This is a genomic window from Aeromonas aquatica, assembly GCF_000764655.1.
GTDB classification, from domain to species: Bacteria; Pseudomonadota; Gammaproteobacteria; order Enterobacterales; family Aeromonadaceae; genus Aeromonas; species Aeromonas aquatica.
The window spans coordinates 100,088-116,000 of the sequence record NZ_JRGL01000101.1; the positions used below are offsets into that span (position 1 = coordinate 100,088).

Genomic DNA, 15,913 nt, shown 5'->3' on the forward strand with positions numbered 1-15,913 from the left:
TGTCGCCAGCTAGCAGGAGAGCGATATGTCAGAGTTGTTGGCAGTGACACGTGAAGTGTTTGATGAAGTGATGGTTCCCAACTATGCGCCCGCCAAGATCATTCCGGTGCGCGGCGAGGGATCACGTGTCTGGGATCAGGAAGGCCGCGAGTATGTCGACTTCGCGGGCGGGATCGCGGTCAATGGCCTCGGTCATTGCCATCCCAAGCTGGTCGAGGCCCTGAAAACCCAGGGTGAGAAGCTGTGGCACCTCTCCAACGTGATGACCAACGAGCCGGCCCTGCGCCTGGCCAAGAAGCTGGTCGACGCCACCTTCGCCGAGAAGATCTATTTCTGCAACTCCGGTGCCGAAGCGAACGAGGCCGCCCTCAAGCTGGCCCGTCGCTACGCCATCGACAAGTTCGGTGCCCACAAGACCCAGATCATCGCCTTCCATCAGGGCTTCCACGGTCGTACCTTCTTCACCGTCAGCGTCGGCGGCCAGGCTGCCTACTCGGACGGCTTCGGCCCGAAACCTGCCGACATCACCCATGTCACCTACAACAATCTGGCCGAGCTGGCTGCCGCCATCTCCGATAACACCTGTGCCGTGGTGATGGAGCCGCTGCAGGGGGAGGGTGGCATCATTCGTCCCACCGACGAGTTTGCCAAGGGGGTGCGCGAGCTGTGCACCAAGCACAATGCCCTGCTGATCTATGACGAAGTGCAATCCGGCGTCGGTCGTACCGGCGATCTGTACGCCTACATGGGTCTGGGCGTTACCCCGGACATCCTCACCAGCGCCAAGGCGCTCGGCGGCGGCTTCCCCATCGGCGCCATGCTGACCACCAGCGAGATCGCGGCTCATCTGAAAGTGGGCACTCACGGCTCCACCTACGGCGGCAACCCGTTGGCGTGCGCCGTGGCGGAAGCCGTGCTGGATGTGGTCAACACCCCCGAAGTGCTCAACGGCATCAAGCAGCGCGAGCAGCTGTTCCGTGACGGCATTGAGGCCATCAACGCCAAGTACCACTGCTTCAGCGAAGTGCGTGGTCAGGGGCTGCTGCTGGGAGCCGTGCTCAACGATGATTTCAAGGGCCGCTCCCGTGACTTCCTGCTGGCCTCCATCGACCAGGGGCTGATGGCGCTGGTAGCGGGCACTAACGTGGTGCGCTTCGCACCCTCACTGGTTATCCCGGAAGCGGACATCAAGGAAGGTCTGGCCCGGTTCGAGAAAGCGGTCGCTCAGGTTATCAACGCCTGATCAGGAATTGAGGTGGGGAGCCCTCCCGGCAGGAGCCGGGACCCCACCTGTCGTCAATGAAAGGGAGTTGTCATTTATGTTGGTTATCCGTCCTATCGAGCAGCGCGACTTCGCCGGTCTCAAAACCTGTGCCATCGAATCCGGCACCGGCATGACTTCATTGCCCGTCAACGACGAGCTGCTGCAACGCAAGATCGATGCCTCGACCCAGACCTTCCTGGACAAGCCTGCCGGCAAGGGAGACTGCCTCTATTTCTTCGTGGCCGAGGATCTGGAGACCGGCGAAATGGTCGGCACCTGTGCCATCGATGCGGCCGTCGGCCTGTCCCAGCCGTTCTACAACTATCACATCGGCAAGGTGGTGCACTCGTCCCCCAAGCTCGGCATCTACAACGTGGTCGAGACGCTCACCCTGTCGAACGACTACACCGGCAACTCCGAGCTGTGCACCCTGTTCCTGCGTGAATGCGCCCGCGAGGGGCTCAATGGCCGACTGCTCTCCAAGCACCGTTTCCTGTTTATGGCCGAGCACCCGGAATTATTCGATGAAACCGTCTTTGCCGAGATGCGCGGCGTCTCCGATGGCGACGGTCACAGCCCCTTCTATGAGTGGCTGCAGACGCATTTCTTCTCGATGGACTTTCCCACCGTCGACTATCTCACCGGTATCGGCAAGAAGCGCTTCATCGCCGAGCTGATGCCCAAGTACCCGATCTACGTCAACCTGCTGAGCAACGAGGCGCGGGCCGTCATCGGCCAGACCCACGAGAAGACCCGCCCGGCCATCAAGATGCTGCAGGACGAGGGTTTCGTGAACCGCGGCTACGTCGACATCTTCGATGCGGGCCCCACCGTCGAGTGCGACGTGAAACACATTCGCAGTGTGCGCCGCAGCCAGAAGCTGCGGGTGCTGGTCGGTGAGCCCATTGGCGGTCATACCTATCTGCTGTGCAATACCCGTTTCGATCAGTACCGCGCCTGTTACGGTAACATCCGGGTCGATCTGGACAAGCACGAGGCCATCATTCCGCCCAAGATGGCGACCGCCCTCAAGGTGGAGAATGGCGACATGGTGCGGGTCGTCGATCTGGAGTGACGGCTCGGCGAGGCCCCATAACATCTGAAGCAGGCAGCCACGGCTGCCTGTGAACCACAGGGAGTGAATATGTCTTTAGTGCAACTTATCGATGGGCAGTGGCTGGCCGGTGCAGGCAAGCCGTTCGAGTCAAAGGATCCGGCCAAGAATGAAGTGATCTGGCAAGGGGGGGCAGCCAGCGCCGCCCAGGTCGATGCCGCCGTCAGTGCCGCTCGCCATGCCTTCTACCATTGGTCCGATCTGGCCCTCGAGGATCGTCTGGCCATAGTGCGCCGATACGCCGACTTGCTCGGCGAGCACAAGGAGGCGCTGGCCCTGACCATCGCCCGTGAAACCGGCAAACCGCTGTGGGAGACCCGCACCGAGGTCGCCGCCATGCAGGGCAAGATCGCCATCTCCATCCGCGCCCATGACGAGCGCACCGGCACCATTGAGAATCCTATGCCGGGTGCCAAGGCGTTCGTGCGCCACAAGCCTCACGGCGTGGTCGCGGTGTTCGGCCCCTACAACTTCCCAGGCCACCTGCCGAACGGCCACATAGTGCCTGCGCTGATCGCCGGCAATGCGGTGGTGTTCAAGCCCTCCGAGCTGACCCCCATGGTGGCCGAGGCCATGCTGAAGATCTGGCAGGAGGCGGGGCTGCCCAAGGGCGTGCTGAATCTGGTGCAGGGCGAAGTGGAGACCGGCAAGGCGCTGGCCGGCAACCCGGACATAGACGGCCTCTTCTTCACCGGCTCGTCCCGTACCGGTCACTTCCTGCATCAGCAGTTTGCCGGCCAGCCGGGCAAGATCCTGGCGCTGGAGATGGGGGGAAACAACCCGCTGATCGTCAAAGACGTGAGCGATGTGGACGGCGCCGTCCACGCCATAGTCCAGTCCGCCTTCATCACCTCGGGTCAGCGCTGCACCTGCTCGCGCCGCCTGTTTGTCGAGCGCGGCACCAGGGGCGATGCCCTGGTCAAGCGGCTGGTGGACGTGGTCGGTCAGATCAAGGTTGGCCTCTATGACGCCGCCGATCAACCCTTCATGGGCGCCATGATCAGCGAGCGAGCGGCGCTCGGCATGGTGGAGGCGCAGGCCAAGCTGCAGCGCCTCGGTGGCGAGAGCCTGCTGGTGCTCAAGCATCTTGAAGCGGGCACCGGTTTCGTCTCCCCCGGCATCATAGACGTGACCGCGGTGAGCGCACTGCCGGATGAAGAGTACTTCGGCCCGCTGCTGCAACTCATCCGTTACGACGACTTCGATGCCGCCATCGATCAGGGCAACGCCACCAGCTTCGGCCTGTCGGCCGGCCTGCTCGGCGACAACGAGGCAGACTGGCAGCACTTCTTCAAGCGCATCCGTGCCGGCATAGTCAACTGGAACAAGCCCATCACAGGCGCCTCCAGTGCCGCGCCCTTCGGCGGCATCGGTGCCTCCGGCAACCACAGGGCGAGCGCCTACTACGCCGCAGACTACTGTGCGTACCCGGTCGCCTCGGTGGAAGACAGCAAAGCCGCCATGCCGGATCAGCTGTCGCCTGGCCTGACGTTCTAGGAAAGAGGCCGATATGAACAGGCAGGTGCTGGCCGACTACTGTACCCATTGCCCGGTCGCCTCCGTCGAGGACAGCAAAGCCGCCATGCCGGATCAGTTGTCCCCCGGCCTGACCTTCTGATAACAAGAAAATAAAGAGGGGCACTCAGAGGTGCCCTTGTCTGTACCCGCAATCAAAGGAAAGAGAGATGCAAAAGGATATCGAGACCCTGTTTGGCCATCTGTGGGACAACTACATTCAGGTCACCCCGAGCGCCCATCAGGTTCATCAGCTGCTGGGGGGCGGCGCCCCCATCATCAACGATCACGTGGCGTTTCGTACCTACAACCTGCCCAAGCTGGGGCTGGAGAAACTGGCTGCCCACTTCCGTGCCCTGGGGTACGAGGAGAAGGGCGAGTATGTGTTCAAGGCCAAGAAGCTCTACGCCAAGCACTTCGAACACGCCGATCCAGACGCCCCCAAGGTGTTCATCAGCGAGCTGAAGGTGGAAGAGCTCTCCGAGACGGCTCAGGCCATCATTCACAAGCTGGTGGATCAGGTGCCCGATCACCTGACCGATACCCCGGCCTTCCTCTATACGGGCGCCCCCTGGCAGGTCTCCTGGAGCGATTACCAGACCCTGCTGGCCGAGAGCGAGTATGCGGCCTGGATGGCAGCCTGGGGCTATCGCGCCAACCACTTCACGGTCAACATCAACCGGCTGGCCGATTTTGAGACCATAGAAGAGGTCAACTCAGCCCTGAAGGCGGCGGGCTTTGTGCTCAATACCGTGGGCGGCGAGGTGAAGGGGGAGCCTCAGGTTATGCTGGAGCAGTCCTCCACCATGGCCGACAAGGCGGACGTGCCCTTCAGCGATGGCGTGCGCGCCATCCCGAGCTGCTTCTACGAGTTTGCCCGGCGCTATCCCCAGGCCGACGGCGTGCTCTACCCGGGCTTCGTCGAGGCCTCGGCGGACAAGATCTTCGAATCCACCAACGCCATGTGATGGCCCAGAACGCTAAAAACGCCCCGCATGGGGCGTTTTTTATGGTGCTGGCACAGGCCGGCATCGTCTCTGCCCCACCTTTTCGGATGGATCCGTTCACGTGCCTGCGCGCTCATGGGCGCAGAGAGCGGCATATGGGGTTATTTCGCGTCATGGCGTGGAATATTTGTTGTCAGATGCATCCGAGTGGTCTCCAGCGGATACGATTCATGGGCGGGCGGCTTATTCTATCGCCTTGAAATAATACGGAAGACACTAATAAGTTTGCGGCCTTGTGAACGTAATATATCGGCTTGGATCACCCATTCATTATACAGAGTAGTTCAGGTCCGCTTTCCAAACGGCTTGTCAAATATGTGATCCAGCCCTTGACCCATCCCAATAAACATATCTTTAAATCCAGAATTGACATGTTATTGTAGTTTTGGGCGACATAGTATGTAAAGCATACTGATATGCAGTCGATGTAATTCAGCTGTTTATGAAGTGAATCGGACTCACGAAATAACACTCTAGAGTCAATATATGGAAAACCAACACAAATATCAGATCCTGGTGCCATTTATAGAGCCTGTTGGAAACCAGTCTGTGCCTTCGGTCAACTATTCCAAGACGCTGGGAACGAGCGATAGCTGGATTGGCTGTGGATATATAAACCGGAATGGAAAATCGAAGGTGCTTGCCAATGTCAGCTTCCCTTATTTTTCATTGGTACTGGTGCTGGATGGCAGGGGAAATTATATCGATGAGCAAGGCCAGCAATATTCCCTTGGCAAGGGCAGCGTCTTCTTGCGCAGACCCGGCCAGCGCCATTCCAGCCATTGCGAGAACCTGCCCGCCTGGAAAGAGGTCTATCTGGATTGCGACCGGGCTCTGTATGAACACCTGGCCTCATTCCTGATCCCGGAGCACGGCGCCGTCGTCTTTCAAACGGCCAGCCCGCTGGAGGCCATCGATCACTTCTCCAGTTTCATGGAGTTTGTGAAGAACGCCAGCGAGCTGGATATGCCCAGCGTTTATATCAAATTCATCGAGCTGCTCGGCGCCCTCTTTAATGGCTCGATGAATCATCCTGAGCACCATGAAAACAACATGGTCAATCAGGTAAAATTGGCACTGGATGAACTCTGTCATCAGCGCATAGATTTAAAACTGTATTGTGATGAGCTGGGGCTGAACTATGAGGTATTTCGCAAGGAGTTCAAGGAGCAGACCGGACTGTCGCTGATGAAATATATCGTCAGGTGTCGCCTGGATAAAGCATGCACCCTGCTGAGAACGACCAATCTGCGGATATCCGAGATCTCCAATGAACTGGGCTATTCATCGCAATACGAATTTTCGAATCAATTCAAGCGTTATTTCAATCTATCTCCAAGGCAATACAAACAAGGCATTAATTAAATCCTGTCGGTTGGGTTGTGATTGCTGCCTTCACCATGATTTATTCTGTTAAATGAGAGAGCTGTCCATGATTGCTTATATGGCTGTGCCCATCGTTTTTATAACGATGTATATGATCATAAAGAACTATCAGACTCATACCACCTTGACGATTTCCGGCTTGCTGATGCTGACCGTGGGCGTCGTATTCACCCAGGGCGGCATTGCCGACTTTATGGGGGCACAATATAAATTCAGTTCGACGGGATCCACCTTCTTCGATCTGTTCGGGGCCTTCAGCGCCATCATGTCGGAGCGCACCGCGACCATCGGCATGATCGCCATGACCTCGGCCGGCTTCGCCTCCTACATGAGCAAGATTGGTGCCGCCGACAGTCTGGTCAAGGCCTGCGCCAAGCCACTGCAGCTCATCAACAAGCCTTATCTGATCCTGGCCCTGGCGTTCATCATAGGGCAGGCCCTGAACCTGGTGATCCCGAGCCCGGCCGGGCTGGCCATGCTGCTGCTCATCTCTTTCTACCCGATCCTGCTGCAAGCCGGGGTCAGCCCGCTCTCGGCCGCCGTGGTGATCGGCACCTGCGGCTCTCTCGATCTGGGCCCGGGCTCCGGCAACTCCAACGTCGCGGCCGAGCTGCTGGACATGTCGATCACCGAATACTTTGCCAGCACCGAGATTCTGGTGGCCATACCGGTCACCCTGACGGTGGCGGTCACCCATTTCTTCGTGCAGAAGTGGTTTGACAAGCGTGATGGCCACAAGCGCTCGCAGACCGAGGTCAAGGTCGCCGGCGAGCAGGACGTTCGGCAGGGCGCTCCTTACTCCAGGCTCTATGCCATGCTGCCCTTCCTCCCCCTGGCGCTGCTGCTCATCTTCTCCGACATTGGCATCGCCAGCGTCAAGATCAACGCGCCCATCGCCATGTTTGCCTCCTTGATCATGATCGTGGTGATCGATGCCTTCAGGGTGAAGAGTCTGCAGCTGGCGCTCGATCACTCCTTCGAGTTCTTCAAAGGCATGGCGGGGGCGTTCAGCACCGTGGTCGTCCTGATCGTGGCCGCCACCATGTTCACGCTGGGGCTGGATGCCATCGGTGCCGTCAACGCGATGAAGTCGATGATCCTGGCGGGTGATGTCCACTATCTGCTGATCACCCTGTTCGGCATGCTGATCATCGCCTTTACCGCCATGTTGACCGGATCAGGCAGTGCCGCCTTCGTCAGCTTCTCCAACCTGGGCTCAGAGTTGTCGGCCGCGGCCGGCGTGAAATCGGTGCTCATGCTGGTGCCCATGCAACACGCCGCCGGTTTTGGCCGCTCCCTGTCCCCCGTCGCGGCCGTGGTGATTGCGGTGGCGGTGGCGGCCAATGTCAGCCCGTTCGAGGTGCTGAAGCGGGCGTTGATCCCTTGCATCGTCGGTATCTTCTCCACCCTGTTCTACACCCAGCTTATTTTCTCTTAATGGTGCCATTAAATGACCACATGCTACGATCCGACGAGCTATACCCTGAACCGCAATGGGTTCGAGAATATCTACGAAGATACTCATATTTATCAGACCTGGCTGGACATTGAGGCCATTCTGGCGAAGGTACAGATTGAGCTCGGTATTATCCCAAAGGCAGAGGGGGAGGTGATCATCCAGCACTGTGATATCGGACTGCTCGATCGGGAAAATATCATCCAGGGCTATATCAAGACCAAGCATCCGCTGGTGCCGGTTCTCAATGAATTGGGGCGCATAGTGGGTGATGAGGCCGCCAAATATATTCACTACGGCATCACCACCCAGAATATTCAGCAGACGGCCGAGCTGTATCTCTGCAAACGATTCAATCAGGAATTTATTGCCCTCATCGACAAGATGGTGGTCAATATAGGTGAGCTGAAACGGCGGAATAAAGACGTCGTCATCGCGGCGAGGACCCATTCCCGGCATGCGCTGCCCATACTGTTGAATACCAAGTTCGCCGTGTGGGAAGACGAACTGCTGAGGTGCAAGGATATTCTGGTCGGCTCGGCGCCAGGCATCTTCCAGGTCATGATGGGGGGGGCCGTGGGGGGCTTCCATACCCTGCCAGAGGTGGGGCCCGGCATGCAGGCGCGGATTGCAGAGCTGCTGGAGATGGGGGAGATGAAGATCCCCAGCCGCTCTATCCGGGTGCATATGTGCCAGTACGTCAACAACTTGACCCTGATTGCCCAGAGCTGCGCCAAGATCGCCGAGGAGGTCTACATCAGCTCATCCGAGGAGTACTCGGAGATGAGCGAGGGCTTCTCCGAGGGCCAGATAGGGAGCAGCACCATGCCCCAGAAGATCAACCCGGCCCTCTGCTACGGCATCATCGGCAACGCGCGCATCCTGTTCAACCTGCCCAGCACCATGCTGAACATGGCCGTTCGCCCCTTCGAAGCCGATGGCTGCAGCAACCTGATCATCGACAATTCACTGCGGGAGGCGAATCTGCTGACCCATGAAATCATGCTGAAGACGGAGGCGCTGTTGCAGGATCTCTTTATTGACCGTGCGGCCATGCAGCGCAACCTCGATATTACCCAGGGCATGATCAGCGCCGAGAATGTGATGATGGCGCTGTCGAAAAAAGGATTGGGGAAGGCGAAGGCCCATGAGGCCGTATATGACATCATCATGCGGGCCAAGAAAGAGGCCATCTCTTTCAGCGAAGCTTATATTCGCCAACCTGAGTTGCATGCTTTTCTGTCAGTCGATGAATTTGAAAAGGCGACAGCCCCGCGATCCTATGTCGGACTGGAATATTTCTGATAGCCATTTCCCGCTAATTAAATAACCGATTTTATATTCCCCCTTCTTCCTGACATTTCCGGCAGGAGGGGCATTCATATACATTTTTACGCAGAACAGTTGGAGTAAATAATGAAACTTGCTGTAAAACTGAGTGTGGTCGCACTGACATTGGCCTCCGCGGGCGCGCAGGCCCTGACCCTGGATTATCGCCATGAATACAAGGCCGATAGCGAGACCCAGGCCAATCGCCTCAAGCTCTCCCATGCCACGGAGGATGGCCTGTTCTTCAGCGTCGAGGGCAAGATGGCGGAGGGCTCAGACGTACAGGCGGACGGCTTCAAGGACGGTAACGGCAACTGGAGCGGCAGCGGCAGCGAGTGGGAAGTGGGCAAGAAGTTTCAGGTCACCGACAAGCTGGCGCTGGCGCCGGCCATCAACCTGGATGTGGGGGATTCCTATATCGGCTATCGCGTCCAGGTGAAGTCGTTCTACACCATCACCGACAACTGGTTCACCACCCTGCGCTGGCGTGGTGGTATCCAGAAGGATGAGAAGCCGACCGCCGCCGACAAGAATTACAACCAGCTCAACTGGGAGCTCGGTTATAAGGGGGAGGGCTTCACCATCACCGGGGACTACGAATACAAGTTCACCAATTACGAGGACTACAAGGGCGATCACAGCAATTGGCTGTATAACGTCGTCGTCGCCGTGCCCATCAACAAGCAGTGGGTGCCCTACACGGAAATTGGCTATGTGCCGCGTTATAACAGCGAGCACGACAACGACGAGATGGAAATGCGTTACCGCCTCGGCATCAAATACAACTTCTAAGCCAGGCTGAAGGTTTGAGTCACCGGCTTTCTGTTGCCGCAGACCTCATAGGGGGTCGGGCACGGAAAGCCGGTTCATCTATTTCCCCTCCACTTGCCACCTGGTCTCCATCAGGTTTCATATCATGACGAAACGGGCGGCCGGCATGGGGCCGCGTGCCTATTCGCGAGCCCCATCGCGCTATCTCCTGTTTACACCAGCTGCAGTTCACCCTCGGTGGCGAGCACAGTTGCCATGCCGGCGGCCTTGCCGGCCTGGATGCCGATCCGGGTGTCTTCGAACACCAGGCAGTTGGCCGGATTGGCGCCGAGCCGTTCGGCCACTCGCAGGAAGGTATCGGGATGGGGCTTGTGGTTGGTCACGTCGTCGGCGCTCACCAGCACCGAGATATAGGCATCGAGACCGGTACTTCGCAAGATACGCTCGGCCTGATTGCGCGGTGAGCCGGTGCCTATGCCCATGGGGACCTTGCCGTGGTGCTGCCTGACCAGCTCCCACATCTGGGGGAAGACGCCGGCCTTGTCGATCTGCTCCATGTAGAGCGCTATCTTGCGGCGGGCGAAGGCCTCGATGTCGATACTCAGCCCGTGCTGCTCGGCCAGGATGGCGACGATCTTGCGGGTGGGAATGCCGCCATATTCATTGAGTTGCGCCCGATCGAACAGCAGGCCGAACTCGGCACTGGTCAGCTCCCAGGCATCCAGATGCAGGGGCATGGAATCCACCAGGGTGCCATCCATATCGAAGATCAGGGCGTCGTAGCGATCAAACTGGAACTGCTCGGTCATGGGGCTGCTTCCTCTTGGGCAAAAGAGCACAGTACCAGATCCGCCGGCCGGATGCCGCGACCGGGCTCATGCCTGGCGGCAGGGGCAGTGGTTTTCGCCATCGGCAGGCGATCTATGAGACAATAATGAGCCCTGCAGCCCAGTGCTTGGCATTTTATAGTAGCGAGATCTCGATATGTCCCCCAAAACCATCTTCGCGAGCGTGGCCCTGGTGATCGCCCTGGGATCGCTGGAAAAGAGCATTGTCACCACCCCCTTGCCCATCATTGGCGCCGAGCTGAACGCCGGGGCCACCCTCACCTGGGTGGTGACCGCCTACCTGCTGGCCGCCACCGCCGCCCTGCCGGTCTACGGCAAGCTGAGCGATCTCTTTGGCCGGGTGCGGATGCTCAATATCGGTATCGGCTTCTTTCTGGCGGGATCCGTGGCCTGCGCCCTCGCCCAGGATCTGCCGACCCTGCTAGGGGCCCGGGTGCTGCAAGGGCTGGGGGGCGGGGGGCTTATCGCCCTGGCCTTCACCGTGATCGCCGACAGCATACCGCCGCGGGAGGTGGGCAAGTATCAGGGCTACATCTCGGCGGTGTATGCGGTCTCCAGCATCGCCGGGCCCCTGCTCGGCGGCTACTTCAGCGAGCAACTGAGCTGGCGCTGGATCTTCTGGATCAACCTGCCGCTCGGGGCGCTCGCGCTCTGGCTGGTGAATCGTAACCTCGGCCACCTCAATGTGCGTCGCCACAGCCGCTTCGACTGGAAGGGGGCAGGGCTGCTCATTACCGTCACCACCCTCACCTTGCTGCTGCTCTCGCCGGACACCACGCTGTCCGCCCTCTGGCTGGCGGCGGCCCTGTTGCTGCTGATCCTGGTGGAGCGGCGCGCCCAGGATCCCATCTTGCCGGCCCATCTGGTGCGGCTGCCCGGCTATCTGGTGAGCGTGCTGCTGGCGCTGGCCTCCCAGCTGCTGATGTTCGCCGTGCTGGTCTATCTGCCGTTGCAGATGCAGTGGCAGAAGGGGATGGGGGCCAGCGAGAGCGGGCTTTACATGGTGATCTTCATGGTCTGCATCACGGCGGGTGCCTTCATCGGCGGCAAGCTGATCGGCCGCACCGGTCACTACCGGCGCTTCGTGGTGACGGGCTTTGCCCTGGCGGCGCTGGCACTGTGGCAAATTCATTTCGATCTCTGGGCCAATCTGGGGCTGGGGCTCGCCGGTCTGGGCCTCGGACTGGTGCTGCCGGCGCTCTCCGTGGTGGTGCAAAATGCCCTGCCACGGGAGGATCGCGGCATCGGCATGTCCCTGTTCAACTTCGGCCGTGAGCTGGGGGGCGCGGTCGGGGTCGCCATCTGCGCCATGCTGTTCCACTCCGCCCTGCCGGCGGGTAGCAGCCGGGATCTGGCGAGCCTGAGCCCGGCCGAGCTGGCACCTGGTTTCGGCGCCACCTACGTCGGCATGGCGTTGATTGCCAGCGCCGCCTTGCTCATCACCCTGCTGGCCCTGAAGCGCCACGAGCTGGCCAGCATGCCCGCCTGATGGCCGGTATCGCAGAGAGAAAGAGGGCTCCCCATGGGGAGCCCTCTTCATTTAGCTAGCGTCTCACGGCCTGGATGTCACTCACTCCTGCGCCGGGGCCTCCTTGCCGGCGAGCTGGCTCAGCCAGGCGAAGCGGCGGTTCGCATCCAGCTCCGCCTCCCGGTAGAGCTGGGTGGCGATCTCCGGCAGCTGGCGCTCCAGCCGCTTGAAGCGGGGCTCCTGTTGCAGGGTCTCGGCCAGGGAGGCAGTAGGAGCGCGTGAGTCCAGTGCCAGTGGCGCCTTGCCCTCCTCGCTGCGGCGCGGATCGTAGCGGTAGAGCGGCCAGAAGCCGGTGGCGGTCAGCTGCTTCATCTGTTCGTGGCTCTGGGCCAGATCGTAGCCGTGCTCCTCGCAGGGGCTGTAGGCGATGATCAGCGACGGCCCCGGATAGGCTTCCGCCTCCTGAATGGCCTTCACCGTCTGGTTCATCTGGGCGCCGAGGGAGATCTGCGCCACATAGACGTGGCCATACATCATGACGCTGGCACCGAGATCCTTGCGCCCCTTGCGTTTGCCCTGCTCGCCAAACTTGGTGATGGCGCCGAGCGGCGTCGCCTTGGACTGCTGGCCGCCGGTGTTGGAGTAGCACTGGGTGTCGAGCACCAGCACGTTGATGTTCTCCCCCAGACTCAGCACGTGGTCGAGCCCGCCGAAGCCGATGTCATAGGCCCAGCCATCGCCGCCGATGAGCCAGACCGACTTGTCCACCAGGTGATCCGCATCCCGCGCGAGCTCAGCGGCGCCCGGCTCGGTGCGGCCCTGCAGCAGGCTGCGCAGCTGCGCTATATGGGCCCGCTGCTCGGAGACCGGCAGGCTGGCGTCTTGCAGCCCCTGTTGCAGCTCGGCCGGGACGACATCACCCAGCCCGGTCAGCAGGCGGCGTACCCGATCGCGATGCTGATCGACGGTGAGCCTGAAGCCCAAGCCAAATTCGGCGTTGTCTTCGAACAAGGAGTTCGCCCAGGCCGGGCCACGCCCCTCGGCGTTGGTGGTGTAGGGGGTGGTGGGCAGGTTGCCGCCATAGATGGAGGAGCAGCCGGTGGCGTTGGCAATCAGCAGCCTGTCCCCGTAGAGCTGGGTCAGCAGCTTGATGTAGGGGGTCTCGCCACAGCCGGAGCAGGCGCCTGAGTATTCGAACAGCGGCGAGATGAGCTGGGAGGTGCGGATGTCGATGCGCTCCAGCTGCTCCGCGGTGCGCTCAGGCAGGTCCAGGAAGAAGTCGTAGTTCGCCTTCTGGGCATCGAGGTGGTCGAGCCTGGACGCCATGTTGATCGCCTTGCGGCTCGGATCGGTGCGATCCTTGGCCGGGCACACCTCGACGCAGAGGTTGCAGCCGGTGCAATCCTCAGGCGCCACCTGCAGCACGTATTGCTGGCCGCGCATGTCGCGGGCCTTCACGTCGAGGGCGTCCAGGGTCGCGGGGGCACCCTCGAGCGCGTCCTTGTCCACCACCTTGGCGCGGATGGCCGAGTGGGGGCAGGCCGCCACGCAGTAGTTGCACTGGGTGCAGAGATCCGCCTGCCAGATCGGCACCTCCTTGGCGATGTTGCGCTTCTCCCAGCGGGTGGTGCCCACCGGCCAGGTGCCATCCGGCGGGAAGGCGGAGACCGGCAGGCTGTCGCCGAGCCCCGCCAGCATGGCGGCGGTGACGGTCTGGACGAAGTCGGGGGCCTTGGCCGACACCACGGGGGGGCGTTGGTGGCTGGACTGATCAAGCACCTGCAGCGGCACCGGGATCAGTGCCTCGCAGGTGGCGGCCAGGGCCTGCCAGTTACGCTCGACCAGCTCGGCGCTCTTGTTGCCATAGCTCGATGCGATGGCCTGCTTGAGCAACTCGGTGGCCTCTGCTGGCGGGATGATGGCGGTCAGCTGAAAGAAGGCCATCTGCATCACGGTATTGATGCGGCTGCCGAGCTGGCACTCCCGGGCAATCTTGGCGGCGTTGATGGTGTAGAGGTGGGCTCGCTTCTCCCGCAGCACCTGTTGCACCTCCTGGGGCAGCCGCTGCCAGATCTGATCGGCGTCGTAGGGGCTGTTGAGCAGGAAGATCCCCTCCGGCTTGAGCCGCTCCGCCATCTGGTACAGGTCGATGAACTGCCACTGGTGGCAGCCGATGAAGTCCGCCTCGTCCACCAGGTAGGCCGATTGCACCGGCCGTTCATTCACCCTCAGGTGGGAGACGGTGAGGCCGCCCGCCTTCTTGGAGTCGTAGACGAAATAGCCCTGGGGATAGAGCGGGGTGTGGTTGCCGAGGATCTTGATGCTGTTCTTGGCCGCCGAGACGGTGCCGTCGCTGCCAAGGCCGTAGAAGAGCGCCTCCAGCTTGCTCTGGCTCGGATAATCCAACGTCGGCAGCGGCAGGGAGAGGCCGGTGACGTCGTCGAAGATGCCGACGGTGAAGCGCGGCCTTGGGTTGTCCAGCATCAGCTCGTCGAAGATGGCCTGCACGCAGGCCGGATTGAACTCCTTGGAGGAGAGGCCGTAGCGACCGCCGATGACCCGCGGCAGGCTGGCACGCTCGCCCCGGCTGACCGCCTCGGCCAGCGCGCTCATCACGTCCAGATAAAGCGGCTCGGCCTGGGCGCCCGGCTCCTTGGTGCGATCCAGCACCGCAATCTTGCGGGCACTCTCGGGAATGACCGCCAGCAGATGCTCTGCCCTGAAGGGGCGATAGAGGCGCACCTTCACCAGTCCCACCTTCTCTCCTTGCTCGATCAGCCGCGCGATCACCTCCTCACAGGTGCCGATGGCGGAACCCATCAGCACCAGCACCCGCTCGGCCTCTGGGTGACCCAGATATTCGAACGGCCGGTAGTGGCGCCCGGTCTGTTCGCCGAAGGCTTGCATCGCCTCGCTCACGTGGCGGTAGGCGTCGTCATACCAGGGATTGGTGGCCTCCCGGCACTGGAAATAGGTGTCCGGGTTGGCTGCGGTGCCGCGCACGACGGGGTGATCCGGGCTCAGGGCACGATCCCGGTGGGCACGGATGGCCGCCTCCGGCAGCAGGGCACGCAGGGTGTCGTCCGCCAGCGGCACTATCTTGGTGATCTCGTGGGAGGTACGGAAACCGTCGAAGAAGTGGATAAAGGGCAGCCGGCTGTTGAGGCTGGCCACCTGGGAGATCAGGGCGAAGTCCTGCGCCTCCTGCACGTTGCTGGCGCAGAGCATGGCGCAGCCGGTCTGGCGCACCGCCATCACGTCCGAGTGATCGCCGAAGATGGACAGGGCATGGGTCGCGACGGTGCGCGCCGCCACGTGGAGTACGAAGGGAATGAGCTGACCCGCCAACTTGTAGAGGTTGGGGATCATCAGCAGCAGGCCCTGGGACGAGGTAAAGGAAGTCGCCAGCGCGCCGGTCTGCAAGGCGCCGTGGACGGTGGCGATGGCCCCACCCTCCGACTGCATCTCGACCACCCTGGGCACGTCGCCCCACAGGTTCAGGCCCCGATCGCTCGACCAGGCCGACGCCTGCTCCGCCATGCTGGAGCTGGGGGTGATGGGGTAGATGGCGATGACTTCGCTGGTGCGGTAGGCCACTGAGGCGACCGCGTTATTACCGTCTGTGGTGATCATGAGTTGCCCACTTGCTATGCCAGTGTAAAGGCCGGCGATGGAGTGCCAGCCATGGATAGGTCATGAACATCATAAGGGGGGGGAACAGCCGGCATCAAACGGGATAAATAATCAGTAGCCGC

Annotated in this window: 11 protein-coding genes; 9 read left to right on the forward strand and 2 right to left on the reverse strand. The window is 60.9% G+C overall.

Annotated elements, in window-relative coordinates; translation table 11 throughout:
- Positions 1-25 precede the first annotated feature (25 nt).
- The 8 genes from LG30_RS0112405 to LG30_RS0112440 all read left to right on the forward strand — a co-directional run bounded on the left by LG30_RS0112405 (position 26) and on the right by LG30_RS0112440 (position 9,863).
- Positions 26-1,243: an aspartate aminotransferase family protein gene (locus LG30_RS0112405; protein WP_033131021.1), complete on the forward strand. Its 1,218-nt coding sequence runs from the start codon at positions 26-28 to the stop codon at positions 1,241-1,243.
- 76 nt (positions 1,244-1,319) lie between these two features.
- A complete protein-coding gene (gene astA, locus LG30_RS0112410) occupies positions 1,320-2,339 on the forward strand; it encodes an arginine N-succinyltransferase (protein WP_033131022.1) in 1,020 nt (339 codons plus the stop codon).
- 69 nt (positions 2,340-2,408) lie between these two features.
- Positions 2,409-3,875, forward strand: a complete 1,467-nt coding sequence (astD, locus tag LG30_RS0112415) for a succinylglutamate-semialdehyde dehydrogenase (RefSeq protein WP_033131023.1) — start codon at positions 2,409-2,411, stop codon at positions 3,873-3,875.
- 188 nt (positions 3,876-4,063) lie between these two features.
- Positions 4,064-4,861 (forward strand): DUF1338 domain-containing protein, encoded by a 798-nt coding sequence (locus LG30_RS0112420; protein ID WP_033131024.1) that lies wholly within the window; start codon positions 4,064-4,066, stop codon positions 4,859-4,861.
- 525 nt (positions 4,862-5,386) lie between these two features.
- Positions 5,387-6,265, forward strand: a complete 879-nt coding sequence (locus LG30_RS0112425; protein ID WP_081966166.1) for a helix-turn-helix domain-containing protein — start codon at positions 5,387-5,389, stop codon at positions 6,263-6,265.
- A 79-nt stretch (positions 6,266-6,344) separates the two neighbouring features.
- Positions 6,345-7,724 (forward strand): C4-dicarboxylate transporter DcuC, encoded by a 1,380-nt coding sequence (gene dcuC / locus LG30_RS0112430; protein WP_274518501.1) that lies wholly within the window; start codon positions 6,345-6,347, stop codon positions 7,722-7,724.
- 12 nt (positions 7,725-7,736) lie between these two features.
- On the forward strand, positions 7,737-9,047 hold the full coding sequence (locus LG30_RS0112435; RefSeq protein ID WP_052101028.1) for a lyase family protein: 1,311 nt from the start codon (positions 7,737-7,739) through the stop codon (positions 9,045-9,047).
- Between the two features lie 111 nt (positions 9,048-9,158).
- On the forward strand, positions 9,159-9,863 hold the full coding sequence (locus LG30_RS0112440; protein WP_081966170.1) for an oligogalacturonate-specific porin KdgM family protein: 705 nt from the start codon (positions 9,159-9,161) through the stop codon (positions 9,861-9,863).
- 191 nt (positions 9,864-10,054) lie between these two features.
- Here the strand turns inward: LG30_RS0112440 and LG30_RS0112445 are convergent, their stop codons facing one another.
- A complete protein-coding gene (locus LG30_RS0112445) occupies positions 10,055-10,651 on the reverse strand; it encodes an HAD family hydrolase (RefSeq protein ID WP_033131028.1) in 597 nt (198 codons plus the stop codon).
- Positions 10,652-10,826: 175 nt separating this feature from the next.
- Between LG30_RS0112445 and LG30_RS0112450 the strand changes: the two genes are divergently transcribed.
- Positions 10,827-12,179 (forward strand): MDR family MFS transporter, encoded by a 1,353-nt coding sequence (locus LG30_RS0112450; protein WP_033131029.1) that lies wholly within the window; start codon positions 10,827-10,829, stop codon positions 12,177-12,179.
- Between the two features lie 81 nt (positions 12,180-12,260).
- Here LG30_RS0112450 and nifJ read toward each other — a convergent pair whose 3' ends face one another.
- Entirely contained in the window at positions 12,261-15,791 is a 3,531-nt protein-coding gene (nifJ, locus tag LG30_RS0112455) for a pyruvate:ferredoxin (flavodoxin) oxidoreductase (protein ID WP_033131030.1), read from the reverse strand.
- Between the last annotated feature and the right edge of the window lie 122 nt (positions 15,792-15,913).

Bases quoted from the DNA above. Each gene is read 5' to 3' on its own strand.
- dcuC (WP_274518501.1), top strand. From the start codon at position 6,345: ATGGCTGTGCCCATCGTTTTTATAACGATGTATATGATCATAAAGAAC.
- LG30_RS0112445 (WP_033131028.1), bottom strand. From the start codon at position 10,651: ATGACCGAGCAGTTCCAGTTTGATCGCTACGACGCCCTGATCTTCGAT.
- astD (WP_033131023.1), top strand. From the start codon at position 2,409: ATGTCTTTAGTGCAACTTATCGATGGGCAGTGGCTGGCCGGTGCAGGC.
- LG30_RS0112440 (WP_081966170.1), top strand. From the start codon at position 9,159: ATGAAACTTGCTGTAAAACTGAGTGTGGTCGCACTGACATTGGCCTCC.
- LG30_RS0112425 (WP_081966166.1), top strand. From the start codon at position 5,387: ATGGAAAACCAACACAAATATCAGATCCTGGTGCCATTTATAGAGCCT.
- LG30_RS0112405 (WP_033131021.1), top strand. From the start codon at position 26: ATGTCAGAGTTGTTGGCAGTGACACGTGAAGTGTTTGATGAAGTGATG.
- LG30_RS0112420 (WP_033131024.1), top strand. From the start codon at position 4,064: ATGCAAAAGGATATCGAGACCCTGTTTGGCCATCTGTGGGACAACTAC.
- nifJ (WP_033131030.1), bottom strand. From the start codon at position 15,791: ATGATCACCACAGACGGTAATAACGCGGTCGCCTCAGTGGCCTACCGC.
- astA (WP_033131022.1), top strand. From the start codon at position 1,320: ATGTTGGTTATCCGTCCTATCGAGCAGCGCGACTTCGCCGGTCTCAAA.
- LG30_RS0112450 (WP_033131029.1), top strand. From the start codon at position 10,827: ATGTCCCCCAAAACCATCTTCGCGAGCGTGGCCCTGGTGATCGCCCTG.
- LG30_RS0112435 (WP_052101028.1), top strand. From the start codon at position 7,737: ATGACCACATGCTACGATCCGACGAGCTATACCCTGAACCGCAATGGG.